At 65.6% G+C, this 21,898-nt stretch carries 20 protein-coding genes; 14 read left to right on the plus strand and 6 right to left on the minus strand.

The features are described 5' to 3' along the window. The first annotated feature begins 54 nt into the window (after positions 1-54). Genes ACP150_RS18855 through ACP150_RS18890 form a run of 8 tightly spaced genes read left to right on the plus strand, consistent with a single transcriptional unit; the run spans position 55 to position 8,917 of the window. Positions 55-1,011, plus strand: coding sequence for an HAD family hydrolase (locus tag ACP150_RS18855; RefSeq protein ID WP_424968243.1), 957 nt, complete (start codon positions 55-57; stop codon positions 1,009-1,011). Positions 1,012-1,027: 16 nt separating this feature from the next. Beyond that, on the plus strand, positions 1,028-2,740 hold the full coding sequence (locus ACP150_RS18860; protein WP_424968244.1) for an alkaline phosphatase family protein: 1,713 nt from the start codon (positions 1,028-1,030) through the stop codon (positions 2,738-2,740). 16 nt (positions 2,741-2,756) lie between these two features. After that, positions 2,757-3,731: an AAA family ATPase gene (locus tag ACP150_RS18865; RefSeq protein WP_424968245.1), complete on the plus strand. Its 975-nt coding sequence runs from the start codon at positions 2,757-2,759 to the stop codon at positions 3,729-3,731. Between the two features lie 9 nt (positions 3,732-3,740). Further along, positions 3,741-4,676 (plus strand): DUF58 domain-containing protein, encoded by a 936-nt coding sequence (locus tag ACP150_RS18870; protein WP_424968246.1) that lies wholly within the window; start codon positions 3,741-3,743, stop codon positions 4,674-4,676. Then, positions 4,673-5,179, plus strand: coding sequence for a DUF4381 domain-containing protein (locus ACP150_RS18875; protein WP_424968247.1), 507 nt, complete (start codon positions 4,673-4,675; stop codon positions 5,177-5,179). The genes ACP150_RS18870 and ACP150_RS18875 overlap by 4 nt, the downstream gene beginning before the upstream one ends. Then, the gene (locus ACP150_RS18880) at positions 5,176-6,162 is read left to right on the plus strand and encodes a VWA domain-containing protein (protein ID WP_424968248.1); all 987 of its coding nucleotides are present in this window, start codon (positions 5,176-5,178) and stop codon (positions 6,160-6,162) included. The genes ACP150_RS18875 and ACP150_RS18880 overlap by 4 nt, the downstream gene beginning before the upstream one ends. Then, a complete protein-coding gene (locus ACP150_RS18885) occupies positions 6,159-7,673 on the plus strand; it encodes a VWA domain-containing protein (protein ID WP_424968249.1) in 1,515 nt (504 codons plus the stop codon). The genes ACP150_RS18880 and ACP150_RS18885 overlap by 4 nt, the downstream gene beginning before the upstream one ends. Beyond that, positions 7,670-8,917 (plus strand): BatD family protein, encoded by a 1,248-nt coding sequence (locus tag ACP150_RS18890; protein WP_424968250.1) that lies wholly within the window; start codon positions 7,670-7,672, stop codon positions 8,915-8,917. Before ACP150_RS18885 ends, ACP150_RS18890 begins: the two co-directional genes overlap by 4 nt. A 4-nt stretch (positions 8,918-8,921) precedes the next feature. Here the strand turns inward: ACP150_RS18890 and ACP150_RS18895 are convergent, their stop codons facing one another. From ACP150_RS18895 to ACP150_RS18915, 5 genes are all read right to left on the minus strand, one after another. Beyond that, on the minus strand, positions 8,922-9,683 hold the full coding sequence (locus tag ACP150_RS18895) for a citryl-CoA lyase (protein WP_424968251.1): 762 nt from the start codon (positions 9,681-9,683) through the stop codon (positions 8,922-8,924). Then, positions 9,680-10,882, minus strand: a complete 1,203-nt coding sequence (locus tag ACP150_RS18900) for a CaiB/BaiF CoA transferase family protein (RefSeq protein ID WP_424968252.1) — start codon at positions 10,880-10,882, stop codon at positions 9,680-9,682. The genes ACP150_RS18895 and ACP150_RS18900 overlap by 4 nt, the downstream gene beginning before the upstream one ends. Continuing rightward, positions 10,872-12,395: a tripartite tricarboxylate transporter permease gene (locus ACP150_RS18905; protein ID WP_424968253.1), complete on the minus strand. Its 1,524-nt coding sequence runs from the start codon at positions 12,393-12,395 to the stop codon at positions 10,872-10,874. Before ACP150_RS18905 ends, ACP150_RS18900 begins: the two co-directional genes overlap by 11 nt. Before the next feature lie 3 nt (positions 12,396-12,398). Then, complete coding sequence (locus ACP150_RS18910; protein ID WP_424968254.1) at positions 12,399-12,887, minus strand: tripartite tricarboxylate transporter TctB family protein; 489 nt, start codon at positions 12,885-12,887, stop codon at positions 12,399-12,401. A gap of 81 nt (positions 12,888-12,968) precedes the next feature. Beyond that, positions 12,969-13,949, minus strand: coding sequence for a tripartite tricarboxylate transporter substrate binding protein (locus ACP150_RS18915; protein ID WP_424968255.1), 981 nt, complete (start codon positions 13,947-13,949; stop codon positions 12,969-12,971). 106 nt (positions 13,950-14,055) lie between these two features. On the opposite strand from ACP150_RS18915, the gene ACP150_RS18920 reads away from it, so the two are divergent. Genes ACP150_RS18920 through ACP150_RS18930 form a run of 3 tightly spaced genes read left to right on the plus strand, consistent with a single transcriptional unit; the run spans position 14,056 to position 17,068 of the window. Then, a complete protein-coding gene (locus tag ACP150_RS18920) occupies positions 14,056-14,721 on the plus strand; it encodes a response regulator transcription factor (RefSeq protein WP_424968256.1) in 666 nt (221 codons plus the stop codon). Continuing rightward, positions 14,718-16,103, plus strand: a complete 1,386-nt coding sequence (locus tag ACP150_RS18925; protein WP_424968257.1) for a sensor histidine kinase — start codon at positions 14,718-14,720, stop codon at positions 16,101-16,103. Before ACP150_RS18920 ends, ACP150_RS18925 begins: the two co-directional genes overlap by 4 nt. After that, positions 16,067-17,068, plus strand: coding sequence for an ABC transporter substrate-binding protein (locus tag ACP150_RS18930; RefSeq protein ID WP_424968258.1), 1,002 nt, complete (start codon positions 16,067-16,069; stop codon positions 17,066-17,068). The genes ACP150_RS18925 and ACP150_RS18930 overlap by 37 nt, the downstream gene beginning before the upstream one ends. A gap of 70 nt (positions 17,069-17,138) precedes the next feature. On the opposite strand, the gene adh is transcribed toward ACP150_RS18930, so the two are convergent. Beyond that, a complete protein-coding gene (gene adh / locus ACP150_RS18935) occupies positions 17,139-18,659 on the minus strand; it encodes an aldehyde dehydrogenase (RefSeq protein ID WP_424968259.1) in 1,521 nt (506 codons plus the stop codon). Between the two features lie 799 nt (positions 18,660-19,458). On the opposite strand from adh, the gene ACP150_RS18940 reads away from it, so the two are divergent. From ACP150_RS18940 to ACP150_RS18950, 3 genes are all read left to right on the plus strand, one after another. Beyond that, positions 19,459-19,926 carry a hypothetical protein gene (locus tag ACP150_RS18940; RefSeq protein ID WP_424967496.1) on the plus strand — a complete coding sequence of 156 codons (468 nt, stop codon included), beginning with the start codon at positions 19,459-19,461 and terminating at the stop codon, positions 19,924-19,926. 274 nt (positions 19,927-20,200) lie between these two features. Continuing rightward, positions 20,201-21,103 (plus strand): DUF2927 domain-containing protein, encoded by a 903-nt coding sequence (locus ACP150_RS18945; protein WP_424968261.1) that lies wholly within the window; start codon positions 20,201-20,203, stop codon positions 21,101-21,103. A 419-nt stretch (positions 21,104-21,522) separates the two neighbouring features. Beyond that, on the plus strand, positions 21,523-21,898 hold a 376-nt coding region (locus ACP150_RS18950), incomplete at its 3' end, for a hypothetical protein (RefSeq protein ID WP_424968262.1).

A 21,898-nucleotide genomic window follows, 5' to 3' on the forward strand; every position in this document is an offset into this window, starting at 1 on the left:
GGGGGGCGGTCCTCCCCCCATTTTCTCAGCCCCCCTATGACAGGATCTGCTGCCATGTTTTTTCGGACTGTTTTCGCCGGATGTCTTGCCCTGGCCGGGACGGCCTTTGCCGACCCGCTGCCTTCCTGGAATGACACCGAGACAAAGAGCGCGATCATCGCCTTCGTGGACAGTGTGACGGACCCTGCATCGCCCGATTACGTCACCCAGGCCGACCGGATCGCGACCTTCGACAATGACGGCAATCTCTGGGCTGAACAGCCAGTCTATTTTCAGCTGATCTATGCGCTGGACCGCCTGCGCGAGCGCGCCGAGGCCGACCCGTCGATCCTCAGCACCGATGCCCTCAAGGCCGCCGCAGAGGGGGACATCGACACCCTTGCCGCGGGCGGAGTCGAGGCCCTGCTCGAAGTGCTCGCGGTCAGCCATGCCGACATCTCGGTCGAGGACTTTCAGGCAGATGTGCTGGCCTGGCTCGACACGGCGCGGCATCCGAGCACCGACATGCGGTATGACGCGATGATCTATCAGCCCATGCTTGAGCTGCTGAGCTATCTGCGCGACGAGGGGTTCCAGACTTGGATCGTCTCGGGCGGCGGCGTGCATTTCGTGCGTGCCTTTGCAGAAGAGGCCTATGGCATTCCCCCCGAACAGGTGGTCGGCAGCGCCGGCCCAACCGAGTACCGGGATGGCAAGGTCATGAAGCTCGCCGGCATCGACTTCATCGATGACAAGGAAGGTAAGCCCGTCGGGATCGACAGCCGCATCGGCAAACGCCCGATCTTTGCCTCCGGGAATTCCGATGGCGACTTCGCCATGCTCGAATACACCACCGGCGGAGACGGCCCGAGCTTTGGCCTGCTGCTGCATCACACGGATGGCGCGCGCGAGTTTGCCTATGACCGCGAAGGCCATATCGGCGTGCTGAACCGAGGTCTCGACGAGGGACCGGACCGCGGCTGGGTCATCATCGACATGGCCGAGGACTGGAAAACCATCTTCCCGAACTGAGCGTGTGGAGGCCCGCATGTGGATCCAGGACCGCCACCGCACCGGACACAGCCGCCTGAGCCCCGTGCTGGGGATCGCGCTCTGCGCGGTCATGCCCGTCGCAACCAGCGCGCAGGAGCGTCCCAAGCTGGTGGTTCAGATCACGGTCGATCAGCTGCGTGCGGATCTGATCGACCGGTTCGGGGGCGGGCTGGGGACCGATGGCTTTCGCCGTCTGATTGACAGCGGGACGATCTATACCAACGCCCATCACCCCCATGCCAACACCGAAACGATCGTGGGCCATGCCACACTGGCCACGGGAACAACGCCCGCGATCCATGGCATGGTCGCAAATCTCTGGTTTGACCGGGTTTCGGGCGCGCAATTCTACAACGTTCAGGACCCGGATTACCCGCTGGTAGGCGCCGCGGGCGTGGATGCCGATGCCGAGATCGACCCCACCCAACGGGCGGCGACCACGGATGGCCGGTCCCCCCGTGCCCTGCTGAGCTCCACCATTGCCGATGAGATTGCCCTGCATTTCGGCCCCGCCTCCAAGATCTTCGGGGTCTCGGTCAAGTATCGCGGCGCGATCTCCATGGCGGGTCACGCAGGTCAGGCCTATTGGTTCTCGAAATCCGAAGGACGGTTCGTCACGAGCACCTTCTATCGCGACAGCTATCCCGCCTGGATGGACGCGTGGCAGGCAGAGGGCCTGATCGACAGCTATGCCGGGCAAAGCTGGACCTTGCGCGCGGATCCCGACAGCTACATGTTCGGCGCGCGCGACGCCCAGCCATGGGAGACCGATTTCCCCGGTTTCGGCATCACCTTCCCCCATGACTGGGGCGCGCGGGACGACAAGTACTTCACCACCCGCCTGACCCTGAGCCCGGCTGGCGACGCGATCACGGCGGATTTCGCCAAGACGCTGATCACCGCCGAGGGCCTCGGGCAGGACGCGGTGCCCGACTACCTCGCCGTGAGCTTTTCCTCGACAGATTACGTGGGGCATCTTTTCGGCCCCTCCTCGCTGGAGGCCGAAGACAACCTGCATCGTCTCGACCGGGTGCTCGCCGATTTCCTGAGCTTTCTCGATGCCGAGATCGGGCTCGACCAGACCCTCGTCGTGCTGTCGGCGGATCACGGCGCGCCGGAGCATCCGGATTACCTCGCAACGCTTGGCATTCAGGCCGGGACCTTCGATTTCGAGCGGGTGGATACGGAACCCGGCTTTGTCCGCCTGACCGAGGATTTCGGGGACAGCACGGCCCTGATCCGGAACTTCTCGAACCCCTATCTCTACCTCGATCAAGAGGTGATCGCCGCGCGCGGGCTGGACCTTGCCGAGGTGTCGCGCGCCGTGGCGGCTGAGCTGGACGCCCTGCCGGGGATCGCCCATGCCATCCCGAGCACGGAGCTGCGCGCGGGCCGGGTCGCGCCCGGCAAGATCACCGATGCGGTGCGCGCCAATTTCCACCCTGATCGGTCCGGCGACATCTATATCGTCTTCAAGCCCCACTGGTTCATTGCCGATTTCGATGGGCTGCATGTGGCATCTGCCCATGGCTCGCCCTGGACCTATGACACCCATGTGCCGATCATCCTGTCGGGTCCCGGCATTCCCGCGGCCCGCATCGCCGATCCGGTCAGCACAACGGATCTGGCCGTCACCATCGCGACCTATCTGGGCACGAAACTGCCCTCGGGCGCGGTGGGCTCCCCCCTGATCGCAGCCCTGCCCTGAGCAAGAGAGACCGACCATGACCCCCCGAGAGCATATCGACACCCTGCGCACCGCCATGGGCCAGTCCATCATCGGCCAGCGCGATGTGATCGACCGGCTGGTGATCGGGCTTCTGGCCAATGGCAACTTGCTGATCGAAGGGCTGCCGGGGCTTGCCAAGACCCGGGCGGTCAAGGCGATGGCTAAGAATATCGAGGCCGAGTTCGGGCGGATCCAGTTCACGCCGGACCTACTGCCGTCGGATGTCACGGGCACCGAGGTGTACCATCAGACCGAGACCGGCTCGGCGTTCAAGTTCGAACCGGGGCCGATTTTCGCCAATATCGTTCTGGCCGACGAGATCAATCGCGCCCCGGCCAAGGTGCAGGCCGCCCTGCTCGAAGCGATGGAAGAACGCCAGGTCACCGTCGCGGGCACCACCCACAAGATGCCGCCGCTGTTCATCGTGATGGCCACGCAGAACCCCGTGGAACAGGAGGGCACCTATCCCCTGCCCGAGGCCCAGATGGACCGCTTCCTGATGCATGTGCAGGTCGGCTATCCCACGGTCGAGGAAGAGACGCTGGTCATCGCCCTCGTCCGCGGCGAGGACACTGCAGCCGGAGGCGCGCCCGCCGCGCCCCCGCCGCGGATCCCGCAGGATGTGATTTTCGCCGCCCGCGCCGAGATCGCCGGGATCCATGTCTCGGATGCGATGGGCCGCTACATGGCTGATCTGGTCTATGGCACCCGCACGCCGGCCGCGCTGGATCCGGATCTGGCCCGCTGGATCGAGATCGGGTCGAGCCCGCGCGCCTCTCTGGGCCTCGACAAATGCGGGCGCACCCATGCCTGGCTGTCCGGGCGCGACTTTGTGGATCCCACCGATATTCGCGCGATCGCCCATGACGTGCTGCGTCACCGGCTGACCCTCAGCTACGAGGCGCAGGGCGAGGGGGTGACACCCGACCAGGTGATCGACCGCCTGCTCGATCTCGTGGCCCTGCCCTAGGTCCGTCCCATGGCCCCGCCCTCTGATCCAAGGATTGCCGTTGATCTGCCCCATCTGCAGGGGTTGCAGAGACAGGCGCGGCCCCTGAGCTTTCTGCCTCGCCAGCCCGTGCGCTCGATCCTGAACGGACGCCATGCCTCCAAGCTGAAGGGGCGCGGCCTGAATTTCGAGGAACTGCGCCACTACATGCCGGGCGATGACATCCGCACCATCGACTGGAAGGTCACCGCCCGCACGGCGAGCCCCTATATCCGGGTCTATACCGAGGAACGGGACCGGGCCGCGATGCTGGTGGTGGATCAACGCATGTCGATGTTCTTCGGCAGCGTGCGCAACATGAAATCGGTCACCGCCGCCGAGGCCGCCGCCATCGCCGCGCACCGGATCCGGGCGCAGGGTGACCGGGTGGGCGGTATCGTCTTCACCGATGACGCCGTGATCGAGCATCGCCCGAAAGCCAGCCCGCGCGCCTTGCACCGGTTCCTCGGATCGGTTGCCCAGGCCAACATGGCCCTGCATGCGGGCCGACAGGCCGAGACCCGCATCGCCCTGAACACCCCCTTGCGCGCCACGGAACGGATCGTGCGGTCCGGCGGTTTGGTGATGGTCTTCAGCGATTTCGACGCCTGGGATGAGGCCACGGAAAAGAGCTTGTCGCGGATGGCGCGCCGCAACGACGTGATCCTCGTGACCGTCTCTGACCCGGTGCTCGACACGCTGCCAGAGACCGCGCAGCTCGTCGTCTCCGATGGCGGCTTGCAAGCGCAGATCGACACCCGGTCCGGCGAGACCCGCGCCGCGCTGCGCAGCTTTGCGGCTACGCGGCTCGCGGCGATGACCGACTTTTGCACCCGGACCGGCATTCCGATCCTGCCCCTGAGCGCGGCGGAAGACACCCTGCCCCAGCTCCTGCGCCTGATGGGCGCGCGGGAGATGCGGACATGAGCGACACGCCGCCCCCCGACGCGCTTGACGGGCTGAGCCTGCCGGAACTGTTCGACGCTTTGGCGCCGATTACGCCGCCGCCCGCGATCTCGATGATGCCCCAGACCCCGGCCTGGGCGGTGCTCGGCCTTGCCCTGCTGGGTGGGCTCATCTTCGGAGGTATGCACGTGCGGCGGCGCCACGCGGCCAATGCCTATCGCCGCGCCGGGCTTGCCGCGCTCAGCGCTGCGGGATCGGACCCGGCGGCGATTTCCACCGTGTTGCGGCGCACCGCACTCGCCGCCTTTCCACGCGACGCGGTCGCCGGGCTGCACGGGACGGATTGGGTTACATTCCTCGACCGGACCGCGCCGGGGCTGGGCCTCGCGCAATCTCCGCTGGCGGAGGTCCTGCTCGCGGGCCCCTATGCCGCGCAACCGCCCTCGACCGATCTGGCCGCGCTGGCAAAACGGTGGATCGAGACGCACCGCCCCCTCGGCCCCGCCGAAGGAGCCGCATCATGAGTGTCGCCTTCGCCACCCCCTGGATCCTGCTGATGCTGCCGCTGCCGCTGCTCGTCTGGTGGCTCGTCCCGCCCCATCGCGAGCGTACGGCCGCCCTGCGCATTCCTTTCTTTCGGAGCGTGACGGCCGCGACCGGCGCGAGGGCTGCCGATGGCGCGCGGGTACTGGCCCGCTCCCGGTTGCAAGTGCTGGCGACGGCCTTGTGCTGGATACTGATTGTCGTGGGCCTTGCGCGTCCCGAACGTCTCGGCGATCCGATTACGGTGACGAATGCCGCGCGGGACCTGATCCTCGCCGTGGATATCTCGGGGTCGATGGATGACCGGGACATGGAAACCCCGGAGGGGGACCGGGTCCAGCGTCTGCAGGCGGTCAAGGACGTGGTGCGCGCCTTTGTTGCCGAGCGCGAGGGCGACCGCATTGCCCTGATCGTGTTCGGCGCGAATGCCTATGTTCAGGTGCCCTTCACCGAGGATCTGGACAGCGTCGCCGAGCTGCTGGAGCAGACGCAAACCGGGATGGCCGGACCGAATACGGCGATCGGCGATGCAATCGGGCTCGCGATCCGCGCCTTCGAGGACAGCGAGATCGAGGAACGGCTGCTGATCCTGCTCAGCGACGGTGCCGATACGGCCAGCGCCATGAGCCCGATCAATGCCGCGGAAATCGCCGCCGATGCGCAGATCACGATCTATACGATCGGCGTGGGCAACCCCGATGGCAGCGGCGAGGAGCGTCTCGACCCTGCCACGCTCGAGGACATCGCGCGGCGGGGCGGAGGCGCGTTCTACTACGCCACCGATGTGGAAGGGCTGGCCGAGATCTATGCGGAGATCGACACGCTCAACCCGCGCGTGACCGACAGCGCAACCTATCAGCCCCGCGAACCCATCAGTCACATCCTCTTTGCTTTGGCGCTCCTGATCGGCGTTCTGACCAGCGCGTATCTCCATCTGGCCCGGGGCCAGAAGGCGGCGGCATGAGCATGCTGGAGACCTTTCACCTGCTGCGCCCCTGGGCCTTGCTGGTCCTGCCCGTGCTGGCAGTGCTCTGGTGGCGGATCCGTCCGAAACGCACGGCCTCGCCTGCGGCTCTGTCCGGACTTGCCCCGCATCTGGCCAACGCCCTGACCGTGGGTGGCGCGGATCGCCGACGGCTCTATCCCGTGGACGGGGTCATGGCCGTTCTGGCCCTGCTGACGCTTGCGGTGGCCGGGCCAAGCTGGACCCGCCTGCCGGACCCGTTTCAGGCGGAGACCGCCCCGATGGTGGTTGCGTTGAAAGTGACCCCGTCCATGGAGGAAGGCGATGTCGCCCCGTCACGGCTCGAGCGGGCGACCTTCAAGATCCGCGATCTCGTGAACCGGCGCGCGGGCGCGGAAACCGCCCTGATCGCCTATGCGGGCACCGCCCACCGCGTGGTGCCCCTGACGACGGATCCCGGCATTCTGGGCAGCTTCCTTGATGGGCTCAGCGCCAAGGTCATGCCGGTCGAGGGCGACGCCCCTGCCGCCGCGCTTGCCCGCGCGCAGGCCGAAATGGACCGGGCGGAAACACCGGGCGCGATCCTGTTCATCCTCGATGATCTGTCACCGCAGGCCGTGGCGGAGCTGAACACGGCGGAGCGGGGCCCGCTGGTCGTCTATGTGGTCGCCCCTTCCGACATCGCCCTGCCGCAGCTCGACGGCATCGAAAACGCCCGGATCGTCCGGATGACCCCCGATGACGGGGACCTGGACCAGATCGAGCGTCACCTCACTTCGGCCTATCAGGCCGCACTGGCCGAGGACGACTCGCAAGTGTGGGAGGATCGCGGCTGGTGGCTGGCATGGCCAGCGGCCCTCTTGCTGCTGATGTCGTTCCGCCGGGGCTGGACCATGCCATGGGCGGCCGTGGCCATGGTGTTGTTTGGTCTGACGGCCGCGCCGCAGGCCCGGGCAGAGGGGCTCGCAGACCTCTTCTGGACCCCGGATCAGCAGGGCCAGCGCGCCTATGATGCCAATCAGTTCGGCGCAGCGGCCGAGCTGTTCTCTGATCCGATGTGGCGTGCCCTCTCCCTCTTCCGGGCCGGGCAATACGAGGCCGCGGCAGAGGCCTATGCAGCCCTCGACGGGGCCGAGGCCGCCTTTGGCGAAGGCATGGCACGGTTGCGCAACCGCCAGTATCGCCCGGGCGTGCGCGCCTTTGAGCGTGCGCTCGAACTGCGCCCGGACTACCCCGAGGCAGAGCGCAATCTGGTCGTCGCACAGGCGATCGTCGCCTTTGTCGAAAGCACTCAGGCCCAGTCGGATACCGGCGAAGAGGCCGGGATCGGCGCCGATGAGGTGGTCATGGACAACGAGAGCGGACTGGGCGAGCAGACCCAGATCATGCCCGATCAGGACGGGCTGGGACTGGAAAGCGCCGAGCAATGGATGCGCACGGTCGATACCAATGTGGGCGATTTCCTCGCCACGCGGTTCAAGCTCGAAGCGGCAGCGGGGGATGCGGAATGAACCGCCTCATCGCCCTTCTTGCGACGCTGATCTGGGCCTTCGAGCCCGCGCAGGCGCAAGAGCCGGTGGTCGAGCTCAGCCTCGCCGAGGAGAGCGTCGCCGTGGGGCAGCCTGTCATCCTGCGACTGACGGTCCTGGTTCCGAGCTTCATGCCGAACCCGCCCAGCCTGCCGAGTTTCGAGACGCCGAACCTGCTGGTGCGCCTGAATGGTCGCGCCACCAGCCCGACCAGCAAGACTGTGGATGGCGAAACATGGTCCGGCGTCACCCGCAGCTATACGCTCTATCCGATGGTGGCCGGGCCCTTCGAGATCCCGGCTCAGGAGGTCAGCATCACCTATCGCGGGACGGGGACCGAGGACATCACGACCACGGTCGCGACTGAGCCCTTCACCCTGACCGGGTTGGTGCCCGAGGGGGCCGAGGGGCTCGACCCGCTGGTGATCGCCAAGGGGCTGACCGTAACGCAAGAGATCGTGCTGCCGGAGGGCGACATCGCCGTGGGGGATGCCGTGACCCGGAGCCTCAGCGCCAAGATCACCGGAACCGCGCCGCTCTTTGTGCCGCCCCTGCTGGGGCTGCCCGACGAGAGCGGGCTGCGGGCCTATCCCAAGGACGCCGTGCTGACCGAAAGCATGGACCGGGGTGTTCTGTCCGGCACGCGGCAGGAGGAGGCCAGTTACATCGCCCTGTCGGAGGGGCCTGCGGAGCTGCCGGAAATCGCGCTGGAATGGTACAATCTCAGCTCCAACAGCGTCGAAACCATCACGTTGGAGGGGGCCAGTTTCGAGGTTCTGGCCGGGCCCGCTGCCCCCATCACATGGGATCGGGGTCTCATCCTGCGTCTGGTGCTGGCCGCGGCGGGGCTGCTGGCGGTTGTGTTCGGCTATCTGCGCTTTGGCCATGCACGGGTGCTGCACTGGTGGGCCGCGCGACATGCGGCACGGGCCCTGTCCACGCGGCAGATGTGGGCGGATATCGAGCGCGCCATCGCGGCCCAGGATCTGGCACAGACCCTCGCGCGCCTCTCCGCCTTCGAAGCCCGGCACGGGGCGCTGGACCCGTCGCCAGATTTCGAGTCCGCGATGGCGCAGGTCACTGCGATAACCTACGGGTCGGGGGCGGTTTCGGATCGCGATGCGAAAGCCCGCTGGGCCGCTCTGGCCCGCGCCTTCGATGCGAGGCATCCCGCAGGGCGGGGCACGCGTACGGCCGAAGCGCTGCCCGCGCTCAACCCGCTCTGAGCGCTCACTCGCCGGTATAGGTCCAGCGATAGGCGGGCGGGGTCGGCCCCTTGTTGCGGCCACCCTGCTGCATCTGTTCCCAGGAATGCGCCAGCAAACCTACCGAGCGCGACAGGCAAAAGAGCCCGCGTGCGAGCGGTGGTGCGAAGCCGAGCTCGGCATAGATCACCGCCGTGGCCCCGTCGATATTCATCGGGATCGCGCGGCCCTTGCGCACGGCGAGCTCGGCCTCCACCGCCTCGCCGAGAGCGAGGAAGCGCCCCGCGCAGGCCCCCGCAGCGACCGCCTCGCGCACCAGCGCCATCAGGCGTGGCGCGCGCGGATCGACAGGTGTGTGAAAGCGGTGCCCGTAGCCGGGGATGATTTTGCCCCGCGCGGCGATCCAGGCATCCAGCGCGGACCCCAGCGGCTCACCGGCCAGCGCATGGAACATTTCCACCGCCTGCTCGCCTGCGCCGCCATGGACATCCCCGAGCATGTTCACCCCGGTCGCCATGGCATTGTTCAGGGGCAACCCGCAGGTGACCGCCATTCGCGCCGCCGCAATCGACGGCGCTTGCGGTCCGTGATCCACCGCAGAGACCAGCGCCGCCTCGAAGAGCCGTGCCTGTGCCGGATCCGGCCGGTCACCCCGCACCATCAGCCAGATCATCTCGGCGAAGGAGGTCGCTCCGATGAGATCCTGGATCGGCTGACCGCGCAGGTGAATGCGCCCGGGCTCCATATCGATGATGGCCGTGGACCACCAATCTGCGACATCGCTCATATCACGCCCTCCTCGCGCAGCGCGGAAATCTCCGCCGGGCTCAGGCCCAGATCCTGCAGCACCCGGTCCGTATCCGCGCCCAGCGCCGGGGGCGGCGCGGCGGGTTGCGGACGGGTGCCGTTCACCTGAACCGGCGCGCCGGGCAAGGCGATCTCTTCCCCGGCCAACTGGACGGTCCCGATCAGGCCCCGGTCCCGTACTTGCGGATCCTCCAGCGCCTCGGCCACGCCGAGAACAGGCCCCGTGGGCACCCCTTCGGCATTCAGCGCCGCGACCCAATGGGCGGCGGGCCGGGTTTTCAGCACAGCCTCCAGCGCCGCGCGCAAGGCTTCGCGATTGGCTTTGCGGTCCTCGCGCGTGCGATAGGCCGGGTCCTCGATCAAATCGGGCAGGCCGAGCAGGCGCACGAGGCTTTCCCACTGGGTGTCGCGATTGGCGGCGATGTTGATCGGGTTGTCGGCGGTCGCGAAGGTCCCCGACGGGGCCGAGGTCGTGTTTTCATTGCCATGGGGCGCGGGCGGCACACCACCGATCAGGTGATTGGACACCACCCAGCCCATGCTGGAGATCAGCGCTTCGGTCATCGAGATGTCGAGAAACGCGCCCCGGGGCCGGGCACTGAGCGCGGCCGCCACCGCAAAGGCCGCCGTCATCCCGCCGCAGGTATCGGCCACCGGATAGCCCACCCGATAGGGCGCGGTGTCCGGGGCGCCGGTGATCGACATCGCGCCCGACACCCCCTGCACGATCTGGTCATAGGCCGGGTCATTCTTGCGAGGCCCATCCTGCCCAAAACCCGAGATCGCGCAATAGATCAGACGGGGATTGGCCGCGCGCAGCACCTCATAACCGAGCCCGAGACGGTCCATCACCCCGGGGCGAAAATTCTCGACCAGAACATCCGCCGCCGCCACGAGCCGCTTGAGCAGCGCCTTGCCGGCCGGGGCCTTGAGATCGAGGGTGATGGAGGATTTGCCCGCATTCTGGGCCAGAAAACTGATCCCCATATTCGCGGCGTTCCGGGCCGGGTCCGCGCCGAGCTGACGCGCGAGGTCGCCGCTGCCGGGACGTTCGACCTTGATGACTTCGGCCCCCATCAGTGCCAGTTGATAGCAGCAATAGGGGCCGGCCAGAACATTCGTCAGATCAAGCACCCGCACCCCGGACAGGGGCGCGGGGGCCTGGGTCTCAGTCACCATCGGCGACGCCTTCGGCCCGGGCCCGGGCGCGGCGCGCCCGGTAGCTCGGCAGGATGATCAGCAGACCGGCAATCACCAGCAGGCCGAGGGTCATCGGACGCTCCCAGATGAACCCGATCCCGTCATAGAGCTGCATCGCGCGGGAGAAGTTGTCCTCCAGCATGCCGCCTAGGATGAACCCAATCAGCAGCGGTGCCAGCGGGTAATCCGCAAAGCGCAGGATCGTGGCGCAGATCCCGAAGCCCACCAGCAACAACAGCTCGGTCGCGTTGTTCTGGCCGATATAGGCCCCCATCAGGGTGAAGAACAAAATGAACGGGATCAGGAAGTTGCGCGGTACCGACAGGATCTTGGCGATATAGGGGATGAGCGGCAGGTTCAGCACCAGCAGGATGAGGTTGCCGATGAACATCGACATGATCACCGCCCAGAAGATCTCGGGCGCATCGATCATCAGGCGCGGCCCCGGCGAGACGTTCAGAGCAATCAGGGCCCCGAGCAGGATCGCCGTGGTCCCCGAACCGGGGATACCCAGGGTCAGAAGCGGCACAAAGGATCCGGTGCAGGCCGCGTTATTCGCGGTTTCGGGTGCGGCGAGGCCCTTGATCGAACCTTTGCCGAACTCCTCCTGCTCCTCCTTGGGCGCGATGTTCCGTTCCACCGCGTAGCCGAGGAAGGAGGCGATGGTCGCGCCCGCCCCCGGCAGCACGCCAATGAAGAAGCCCTGCACCGATTGGCGCCCGACGACCGGGGCCATGGATTTCGCTTCGGCCTTGGTGATGCGCAGATCCTTGATCTCGCCGCTGTCATCACCGCCACCAGAGGCAGAGCGCACTGGGTTCATGACCAGAAACAGCGCTTCGGGCAGGGCGAACATCGCCATGGCCAGGGTGATGAAGCCAAAGCCCGATTGCAGGTCCATCAGCCCCATGGTGAAGCGCGGCAGGTTGAACAGAGCGCCCTCGCCAACGGTCGCCATGATCAGCCCGAGGATGGTCATCATCAGCGCCTTGGCCACCTGACCCGTGCCCGCGAAGGCCGCGATGGCCGAGAGGCCCACCACCATCAGCGCGAAGTATTCCGCCGAGTGGAACAGCAGCGCGACCGAGGACAGCGCCGGTGCAAAGACCATAAGCAGGATCGCCCCGATGGTCCCCCCAGAGAAGGAGGCGATGGCCGCGATGGTCAGCGCCTTGCCCGCCTTGCCCTGTTTGGCCATGGGGTAGCCGTCAAAACTGGTGGCCACGGTGCCCGCAACCCCCGGCGCGTTGAGCAGGATGGACGAGGTCGAGCCGCCGAAGATCGCGCCGTAATAGACGCCCGCCAGCAGGATGAGCGCCGCCGAGGGGTCGCCGAGCGAGATCGCCACGGGGATCATGATCGCGATGATCGACATCGGGCCGAGGCCCGGCAACATGCCGATGAACGTTCCGATCAGGCAGCCCCCGATCACCATCAGCAGGTTCTGGATGGAAAAGGCCGTTTGCAGGCCGATAAGCAGTCCTTCAAGCATCTCTTACGCCCCCAGGAACATGGGCAGCGGGCGCAGGAAGATGCCGAGCACCTCTTGCACCAGATACCAGACAAAGCCCGCGGCCACCGCCGAGACACCGATCATCACCGGCCAGTTCCGCTCGCCAAGGATGACCGATCCGAGGATCAGGAAGCCGCTCGTCGAGAGAAGGAACCCGGCCGGACGCAGCAGCAGCGCATAGGCCACCATCAGCCCGAGAAGGGCAGCCGCCTGACCAATCTTGTAATCGCCAAGCCGGCGGTAATCGATATCGCCCTCCTTGGGCGGCTTCTGCGGGCCCTCGAGCCCCAGCAGGATCACCAGCGAGGCCACCGCGCCGAGCACGGCAAGAACCTTGGGGAAAGTGGACGGCCAGATCGGATTGCGCCGCATGAACGGGGCAAGATTGTCGTCCATCGTGAAATAGGCCGTGTAGCCGTAGACCAGGCAAATACCCAGCAAAACAAGCGCGATCCAACGGTCGAGCGCCATGTCCATCCCTCCCAAATTTTCGAAATAATGCGGGTGGGCGCGTTGTTCTCCGCGCCGCACCCGAGCAGCCGAGGCTTCAGATCAGAGGAAGCCGAGCTTCTTCATCAGATCGCCGATCTGCGTTTCCTGGGTCTCCAGGAACTTGAGGAATTCGTCGCCGCTGTTGTGGATGTTGACCCAACCATTGCGGGCGCGAACGGCTTCCCACTCTTCGGTGTCGTACATCTTCTCGATGGCCGCCTGATAGGCTTCAACCTGGTCGGCCGGCATGCCCGGTGCGCCGAAGAAGCCACGCCAGTTGACGAAAGTGGTGTCGATGCCCTGTTCCATCATGGTCATGGCGTCGGGGGCTGCGCCCACGCGCTCATCGGAGGTCACGCCGATGATCTTCACCTCGCCCGCATCGGCCAGATCGACCGCTTCGGAGAACCCGGTGGACAGCGCCGCGATTTCGCCCGAGAGCAGGGCCGCCATGGCTTTGCCGCCCGCGTCATAGGGGATGTACTTCACGCCCAGCGGATCCTTGCCCGCGGCTTCCATCACCATGGCCGCCACGAGGTGGTCCATGCCGCCCGGCACCGAGCCGCCGCCAATCGCGGTGGAGTTCGGATCGGCGTCATAGGCCGCCAGCAGGTCTTCCATGGAGTTGATCGGGCTGTCCTTGCCGACAACGATGGCCGCATAATCGCCGATGGTCCCGGCCACGAGGGTCAGGTCGCGGAAGTTATGCGGGAACACACCGGTGAGCGAGCGGATCACGATCGGCGTGGAGTTCACCATCAGCGTGCCGTAGTTGCTCTCGGCGTTTTCGATCAGATACCCGATGGCCTTGCCGCCGCCGCCACCGGACATGTTCTCATAAGATGCCGAGCCGACGAGCCCGGAATTGGTGAGCGCCTCACCGGTGCCGCGCGCGGTGCCATCCCAGCCACCACCGGCACCGCCGGGGATGAGGAAATGCACGCTGTCGAGCATCTGGTGGCCACCGGCCTGAGCGCCACCGGCCAGCGCGAGCGAAGCCGCGGCTGCCATGAGCGCGCGACGAGTCATTGCGAATGTCATGTCAAGATCCTCCCGTTTGACAAAGGCGGTCGTTGCCGCCCATGAAAGATACGTCGCACCGAAAGCTGACATAAACCTGACACCGCTCACGGGAATCTTTGCGCCCATGCGATTTCTTTTGATCGAGGACCACGCGCCGCTGGCCCGGGCCGTCATCGACCGGCTCAGCCTCGATGGGCATGTGGTCGATCATGCCGACAGCATGGCCGAGGCCTGGGATTTCATAGCGACCACGACTTACGATCTGTTTTTGCTGGATATTATGCTGCCCGACGGAGATGGCCGCACCTTTCTGAGCCGCTGCCGCCGCGAGGCGCAGGCGACCCCGGTGATCGTGCTGACCGCCCGTTCCGAGGTGTCTGACCGGGTCAGCGTTCTGGATCTGGGCGCGGATGATTACATGGTCAAACCCATCGATTTCGCCGAGCTGGAGGCCCGCTGCCGGGCCGTCATGCGGCGCAAGAGCGGGGCGGCGGGCAATCAGATCACCCTGGCCGAGGTCACTTTCGACGCGCTGGCCGGCACGCTCGAGACACCGGACCGGGTGGTGCAGCTGCGCACGCGCGAGCTGCGGCTGTTCGAAACCTTTGCCAATGCACCGGGTCAGATCTTCTCGAAATCGGCCCTTGTGGACCGGCTCTTTTCCTTTGACGAAGAGGTCACCGAGAACGCGATCGAGGTCTATGTGGGCCGGTTGCGCCGCCATCTGGCCGAGACCGGGGTACGGATCACGACCGTGCGCGGGCTCGGTTACAAGCTGGACGTGCCATGAGTTTCGGACTGGCGCCGACCACATCGATCCGGCGACGCCTGCTGACCTTTCTGCTGACGGGGGCGGCGGCCACGGCGATCATTCTCTATTTCGTTGTGCAATCCGTGGCCGCGCAACTCGCCCAGGAAAGCCAGGACAATATCCTGACGGCCTCGGCGGTCTCCATCGTCGACAACGCCCGGGTGCGCGACGGCGAGATCATGATCGACATCCCCTATTTCGCCTTCTCCATGCTGGGCAGTGCCGCCGACGAACGGGTGTTCTATGCGATCTGGCTCGGCGACGAGTTTCTGTCGGGCTATGACAGCCTACCCCGTCCCGAAGGCCCCCCGGCGGAGCCCGCGCGGTTCGACACCCTGCCCTTTCTCGGCGAGGAGGTGCGGCTTGCCACCGTGGCCCGGCCGATTTCGCTGATCGAGGGGTCGTCCCTCCTGCAGGTGTCCATCGCGCAGACGCGGCAGGGGCAGCGCGCGGTGCTGACCCGGGTGTCGCGGCTCTCGCTCGGGATCGGGACGGGGTTCTTTGCGCTCACCGCGCTGCTGGCGATTGTCGTGGCCAGCACCACGATCCGCCCGGTCAACCGGTTGACCGGCAGTTTGTCCCGCCGGGGGCCGTCGGATCTGCGCGAGGTGACGACCGCCGTGCCGCGCGAGATGGCCCCGCTGGTCGCGACACTGAACAGTTTCATGACGCGGCTGAAAACATCGCTCGCCCGGTCCGAGGATTTCATCGCCGAGGCGGCGCACCGGGTGCGCACCCCGCTGGCCATTGTCCGGACGCAGGCCGAAATCCTGCACCGCCGCGCCGAGACCCCGGAGGCGCGCCAGACCCTGCAGGAGATGATGCGCGCCGTGGACGAAACCTCGCGCACGGCGGGGCAGTTGCTGGATCACGCGACCGTCAGCTTCCGCTCCGACAGTCTGGAGAGCGGCGAGATCTCTCTCCAGACGCTCGCGCGGGAGGCTGCGGCCCGCGCGCGCCCGATCTCGGAGCTCAAGGATATCGAGATCACGGTAGAAGGCGCCGCCGAATCCCGCCTGCGCGGCGATCTCATCCTGATGCAGAGCGCGGTGGCCAATATCCTCGACAACGCGATCAAGTACACACCCGCCGAGGGGCAGATCACCCTGAGCGTGGACAGGGACCAAGACCGTGCGCGGCTGCGGGTGACCGATACCGGCCCGGGCTTTCCGGATGCGGACCCTGCGGCGCTGACCGGGCGGTTCGTGCGCGGCAGCAACGCGGCGCAGATCATCGGGTCCGGACTCGGCCTGACCATTGCCGACGAGGTCGCCCGGGTCCATGGCGGTCAACTCATCCTTGCCAATTCAGCCGGAGGCGGCGCATGCGTCACACTCTCCTTTCCCTTGTCGGGTTCCTGATCGCCGCGCCGCTCGCGGCCTTCGAGATCGAGGATCAGGCGCGCTTCGGCCCGGACGGAGCCACGACCACGCTGGAGATCATCTCGACCGCCGATATCGCGTTCTTCGAGCCGATGATCCTGTCCTACCTTGCAGGCGCGCCGGATACGGCGGTGGCCTATACCGTGGCCAGCTCCGCCGAGCTGGACCGTGCCCTGCGCAGCGAGCGTGCACGGTTCGACATCGCGATCTCCAGTGCGATGGATCTGCAGACCAAGCTGGCCAATGACGGGCTGGCCCAACCACACAGCTCGGACGCCACCGAAGCGCTGCCCGATTGGGCTCTGTGGAACGACCGGGTCTTCGCCTTCAGCCAGGAGCCGGCGGCCATGGTCGTCTCCAAGGCGGCCTTCGCCGATCTGCCCCTGCCCCGTAGCCGACAGGAGCTCATCACGACCTTGCGCGAGAACCCCGACCGGTTTCGGGGGCGGATCGGCACCTATGACGTGCGCCAATCCGGGCTCGGCTATCTGTTCGCGACCCAGGATGCCCGGACCTCCGAGACCTATTGGCGGCTGACCGAAGTGATGGGCGCGCTCGACGTCCAGCTCTATTGCTGTTCGTCCGACATGATCGACGGCGTGGTCGGGGGCGAGCTAGCCATCGCTTACAATGTGCTGGCAAGCTATGCGCTGGGGCGGACGGACCGGGACGCCTATACGATCATCCTGCCCTCGGATTTCACGACACTCATGCTGCGTTCGGCCCTGATCCCGGCGGGGGCCGCCGAACCCGAGACAGCGCGGCAATTCGTGGATCATCTGTTGAGCGAGACCTTTGACGGGACCGCCCTGCCGCCCCTGAGCCCCGCCAGCAATGACAGTGCGGTGCGGCGGATCGAGCTGGGTCCGGCCCTGATGGTCTATCTCGATCGGTTCAAGCGGCGCGGTTTTCTGTCGGAATGGGAAAGCGCGATCCTGCAGTGACCACCTTCCCCCATGAAAAAGGCGCGGCCCCCGAAGGCGCCGCGCCGATCCGCATTTCGAAGGTCCGGGCTTAGAAGAAGCCCAGCTTGTTCGGGTTGTAGCTGACCAGCATGTTCTTGGTCTGCTGATAGTGGTCGAGCATCATCTTGTGGTTCTCACGCCCGATGCCGGACTGCTTGTAGCCGCCAAAGGCCGCATGGGCCGGGTAGGCGTGGTAGTTGTTGACCCAGACACGGCCCGCTTCGACACCGCGCCCGAAGCGGTAGCAGGTGTTCTGATCCCGCGACCACACACCGGCGCCGAGGCCGTACATGGTGTCATTGGCCAGCGCGAGCGCCTCTTCTTCGGTCTTGAAGGTCGTGACCGAGACAACCGGGCCAAAGATCTCTTCCTGGAAGACGCGCATCTTGTTGTGGCCCTTTAGGATGGTCGGCTCGATATAGAAGCCGTCCTTCAGATCGTCGGAGACCTCCGCGACCTTGCCGCCCGTGAGGACTTCGGCACCTTCTTCGACACCGATCTGGAAGTAGGAGAGGATCTTCTCTTTCTGCTCGGCGCTGGCCTGCGCGCCGACCATGGTTTCCATCTTGCGCGGGTCGCCCTGCACGATGGCCTTCACGCGGGCGATGGCGCGGGCGATGAACTCTTCATAGATGTCTTCGTGGATCAGCGCACGGCTCGGGCAGGTGCAGACCTCGCCCTGATTGAACGCAAAGAGCACGAAGCCTTCGACGGCCTTGTCGAGGAAGGCGTCATCCTCGGCCATAACATCCTTGAAGAAGATGTTGGGGGACTTGCCGCCCAGTTCCAGCGTCACCGGGATCAGGTTGACCGTGGCGGCCTCCATGATCTTGCGGCCCGTGGCGGTAGAGCCGGTGAAGGCGATCTTGGCGATCCGGTCGGAGGTTGCGAGGGCCGCGCCCACTTCGCCGCCATAACCGTTCACGATGTTCAGAACACCATCCGGCAAAAGGTCTGCGATCAGCTCGACCATGACCATGATGGCCGCGGGCGTCTGCTCGGCGGGCTTCATCACGATGCAATTGCCCGCCGCAATCGCCGGGGCCAATTTCCAGGCCGCCATCAGGATCGAGAAATTCCACGGGATGATCTGACCCACAACGCCAAGCGGCTCATGGAAGTGATAGGCCACGGTGTCGTTGTCGATCTCGGACATCGACCCTTCCTGCCCGCGCAGCACACCGGCGAAATAGCGGAAGTGGTCGACGGCCAGCGGAATGTCGGCCAGCGTCGTCTCGCGGATCGGCTTGCCGTTGTCCCAGGTCTCGGCCTTCGCGATGATGTCGAGGTTCTCTTCGATCCGGTCGGCGATCTTCAGCACGATATTGGCGCGCTCGGTGACCGAGGTTTTGCCCCAGGCGTCCTTGGCCGCATGGGCCGCATCCAGCGCCAGCTCCACATCCGCAGCAGAGGACCGGGCGATCTGGCCGACCACTTCGCCGGTGATCGGCGTGACGTTGTCGAAGTAGCGCCCTTCGACCGGGGCCACGAACTGGCCGCCAATGAAGTTGTCGTAGCGGTCCTTGAACGGGGAGACGAGGGTCTCGTCCAGTTGGGTCATCTCATTCATGTCGTGGTCCTCCTAGGGTGGTGCAGTCGGGGTTGCCCCCATGTGATGCGACGGAGCCTAGGACAGCGGATCCCGCGGCCGGGGTGGTCCCTTAGTCGTGGTTCGGGGGACCTGTCTCAGGAGTGAGACAGGTTGCAGGACAAATTCACGGATCCTGTGCAATTTCCGGCGTGGCATAGCGCGGTATCGGCTTTGCACCCTCGGCTCAGGCCAAGATCCCGACTCGATCCCGCGACAGGCGCGCCGGTTTCCCAGAGGGACATATATATAGAGAGTGTTCGCGCGGCACCGGCAGAGGGATGGCTCTCGCATGGAGAGGTAGTGACCTGTCATTGCCCCTTTTCCGGTGATTTTCGCAGTCGACCCCGGGATCGCCAGGGCAACTCGGCCTGATTTGAGCGCAGGATCGGCCAGTTCGGCGGGTAAAACGGCGGGGTTCCACGCCGCCAAGGGCATGTGTGCGTTTTTTTCGGTGTTTTTTCTCTCACGCGCGGCGTGAGGTTTCGGGCTCTGGGCGGGCGGTGTTGGAAACATCACCGGGGCGTGAGGGGGTGTTTTGGGGTAAGTCTCTGGAATGGCTGTGTTTTCCCGGAAGGCACCGGCGTCCCGCGCAGAAGGCCTGATCGCGCGAGCGTGATGTGCGTCAGCGCGCAACAGCCTCTCTCATCATCGCCATTTCATTCCCGGCCCAACCGCCCCAAATCCAACTCATCGGCAGCGACACACACCGCCGACACACACAACAGCGCGGCTCGCAACGCACATTCAGGCCGCGTAACACACTGAAAGGACTACTGATATGAAACTCGCTCTGACATCCGCCCTCGTGATCGCCCTGACCGCTCCGGCCTTCGCCTCCTCCCAGCTCGAGCGTCAGCTCGGCGTCGAGCCCGGCGCCTACAGCTTCTCCGAACTGGCCGCGATCAAAGGCTCCTTCGACACCGACAATGGCTACAACATCCCGCCCCGCGGCGACGTGGTCTCGACCCAGTCGGTCGGCATCTCCCCGGCCCATGCACAGCTGGCCGCGACCCTGGGCCTGGACGCCAATGACTACAGCTTCGGCGAACTGGCCGCCATCAAGGGCAGCTTCGACACCGACACCGGCTATAACGTGGCCGAGCGCGGTGCAGTCGTCTCGACCCAATCCGTGGGCGTGACCGGCGCAAGCGCACAGCTCGCAGCCTCCCTCGGGCTGGACGCAAACGACTACAGCTTTGCCGAGCTGGCCGCGATCAAAGGCGCCAAGGGCTCGTCTAACGAGTAATCCTTAACATCCCCCAAACCCCGCCCGGCCTCACCCCGCCGGGCGGGCGTTTCAACGACCATCTGGCGCGTGCCCCGGCCAACCGGCTTCGATCCTGTCCCGCGCGCACCCCTCCCCGCCCCCATGGAATCAGGAAGACCCGCCCTGCCCTCCGGCGCGCCGCCTTCGTCCCGCTTTCCAAAGCGCGTACAGCGGCTTGACGCCCCGAATTGAAGCGTTTGCACGATCCAGCCTGTCATGGCACCTTGGGGTCATAGTTCTGGAGCGTTCCTCGATGCAGAAACTGACCAAATGTGCCATTCTGGCGGGCGTTCTGACCTGCGCTGCATCGGCTGTTCCCGCCGGGTCGACCGTGACCAAGAGCAGTCAGGGCACCGCGGTCAAACTCTCTGAAACGCCGCTCGCGCAATACTACCTTAACATGCAGACGAGCTTTCTGGCGCAGGGTCTCATGAAGACCACGACCCGGATGTCCAACGCGCCCATGGATCCGGCGACCCTGTCGCGCGACTTCGTCGAAATCGCTCTGCACAATGAATATGGCGGCGGGCTCAGTTCCTCCGGGCACCGCAGCAAGAAGCCGCTTCTGCGCTGGGAAGAACCGGTGCGGATGCAGGTCATGTTCGGCGCGAGCGTCGACAAGGCGCGCCGCGCCAAGGATCTGCGCACGATCTCCAGCTATGTGAACACGCTGGCTCGCGCCACACGGCATCCGATCACGGTCAATCCCCACAAGCCGAACTTCCACGTGCTGGTGGTGACCGAAGGCGAGCGCAAGAGCCTTGCCAAGACCTTGCCGAAACTCATCCCCGGCATCTCGAAATCGACCCTGAGCAACATCGCCAGGATGCGGCCCAATCACCTGTGCATGGTGGTTGCAGAACCCCATGGCGATCGCAGTCGCGGGTTCCGGCGCGCGGTCGCGATCATACGCGCCGAGCATCCGGATCAGATGCGGGCATCCTGCATTCAGGAAGAGCTGGCGCAGGGGATGGGTCTGTCGAATGATTGCCAGGAGGTCTGGCCCTCGATCTTTAACGACGACCAAGAATTCGCGCTGTTGACCCGCCGGGACGAGAAGCTTCTGGGTATGCTGTATGATCCCCGGTTGCGATCCGGGATGACAACGGACGAAGTCGTGCCCTATCTGCACGCGGTTGCCTCGTCGCAATACTGATGTTTCCCCCTTGGCGCGCTGAATCAGACCCCGGTTTCGGGGTCTTTTTTGTGGGATTTCCCCGGGCCAAGGGGGTGTGTGCGTTTTTTTCGACGTTTTTTCTGTCACGTGCGGCGTGAGGTTTCAGGCTCTGGGCGGGCGGTGTTGGAAACATCACCGGGGCGTGAGGGGGTGTTTCGGGGTAAGTCTCTGGAATGGCTGCGTTTTACCGAAAGACACCGGCGCCCCGCGCAGAAGGCCTGATCGCGCGAGCGTGATGTGCGTCAGCGCGCAAATACCTCTCTCGTCATCGCCATTTCATTCCCGGCCCAACCGCCCCAAATCCAACTCATCGGCAGCGACACACACCGCCGACACACACAACACCGCGGCTCGCAACGCACATTAAAGCCGCGTAACACACTGAAAGGACTACTGAAATGAAACTCGCCCTGACATCCGCCCTCGTGATCGCCCTGACCGCTCCGGCCTTCGCCTCCTCCCAGCTCGAGCGTCAGCTCGGCGTCGAGCCCGGCGCATACAGCTTCTCCGAACTGGCCGCGATCAAAGGCTCCTTCGACACCGACAACGGCTACAACATCCCGCCCCGCGGCGACGTGGTCTCGACCCAGTCGGTCGGCATCTCCCCGGCCCACGCACAGCTGGCCGCGACCCTGGGCCTGGACGCCAATGACTACAGCTTCGGCGAACTGGCCGCCATCAAGGGCAGCTTCGACACCGACACCGGCTATAACGTGGCCGAGCGCGGCGCAGTCGTCTCGACCCAATCCGTGGGCGTGACCGGCGCAAGCGCAC

It is taken from the genome of Dinoroseobacter sp. S375, assembly GCF_049800775.1.
Classification (GTDB): Bacteria; Pseudomonadota; Alphaproteobacteria; order Rhodobacterales; family Rhodobacteraceae; genus Dinoroseobacter.

Bases quoted from the DNA above. Each gene is read 5' to 3' on its own strand.
- ACP150_RS18855 (WP_424968243.1), top strand. From the start codon at position 55: ATGTTTTTTCGGACTGTTTTCGCCGGATGTCTTGCCCTGGCCGGGACG.
- ACP150_RS18860 (WP_424968244.1), top strand. From the start codon at position 1,028: ATGTGGATCCAGGACCGCCACCGCACCGGACACAGCCGCCTGAGCCCC.
- ACP150_RS18865 (WP_424968245.1), top strand. From the start codon at position 2,757: ATGACCCCCCGAGAGCATATCGACACCCTGCGCACCGCCATGGGCCAG.
- ACP150_RS18870 (WP_424968246.1), top strand. From the start codon at position 3,741: ATGGCCCCGCCCTCTGATCCAAGGATTGCCGTTGATCTGCCCCATCTG.
- ACP150_RS18875 (WP_424968247.1), top strand. From the start codon at position 4,673: ATGAGCGACACGCCGCCCCCCGACGCGCTTGACGGGCTGAGCCTGCCG.
- ACP150_RS18880 (WP_424968248.1), top strand. From the start codon at position 5,176: ATGAGTGTCGCCTTCGCCACCCCCTGGATCCTGCTGATGCTGCCGCTG.
- ACP150_RS18885 (WP_424968249.1), top strand. From the start codon at position 6,159: ATGAGCATGCTGGAGACCTTTCACCTGCTGCGCCCCTGGGCCTTGCTG.
- ACP150_RS18890 (WP_424968250.1), top strand. From the start codon at position 7,670: ATGAACCGCCTCATCGCCCTTCTTGCGACGCTGATCTGGGCCTTCGAG.
- ACP150_RS18895 (WP_424968251.1), bottom strand. From the start codon at position 9,683: ATGAGCGATGTCGCAGATTGGTGGTCCACGGCCATCATCGATATGGAG.
- ACP150_RS18900 (WP_424968252.1), bottom strand. From the start codon at position 10,882: ATGGTGACTGAGACCCAGGCCCCCGCGCCCCTGTCCGGGGTGCGGGTG.
- ACP150_RS18905 (WP_424968253.1), bottom strand. From the start codon at position 12,395: ATGCTTGAAGGACTGCTTATCGGCCTGCAAACGGCCTTTTCCATCCAG.
- ACP150_RS18910 (WP_424968254.1), bottom strand. From the start codon at position 12,887: ATGGCGCTCGACCGTTGGATCGCGCTTGTTTTGCTGGGTATTTGCCTG.
- ACP150_RS18915 (WP_424968255.1), bottom strand. From the start codon at position 13,949: ATGACATTCGCAATGACTCGTCGCGCGCTCATGGCAGCCGCGGCTTCG.
- ACP150_RS18920 (WP_424968256.1), top strand. From the start codon at position 14,056: ATGCGATTTCTTTTGATCGAGGACCACGCGCCGCTGGCCCGGGCCGTC.
- ACP150_RS18925 (WP_424968257.1), top strand. From the start codon at position 14,718: ATGAGTTTCGGACTGGCGCCGACCACATCGATCCGGCGACGCCTGCTG.
- ACP150_RS18930 (WP_424968258.1), top strand. From the start codon at position 16,067: ATGCGTCACACTCTCCTTTCCCTTGTCGGGTTCCTGATCGCCGCGCCG.
- adh (WP_424968259.1), bottom strand. From the start codon at position 18,659: ATGAATGAGATGACCCAACTGGACGAGACCCTCGTCTCCCCGTTCAAG.
- ACP150_RS18940 (WP_424967496.1), top strand. From the start codon at position 19,459: ATGAAACTCGCTCTGACATCCGCCCTCGTGATCGCCCTGACCGCTCCG.
- ACP150_RS18945 (WP_424968261.1), top strand. From the start codon at position 20,201: ATGCAGAAACTGACCAAATGTGCCATTCTGGCGGGCGTTCTGACCTGC.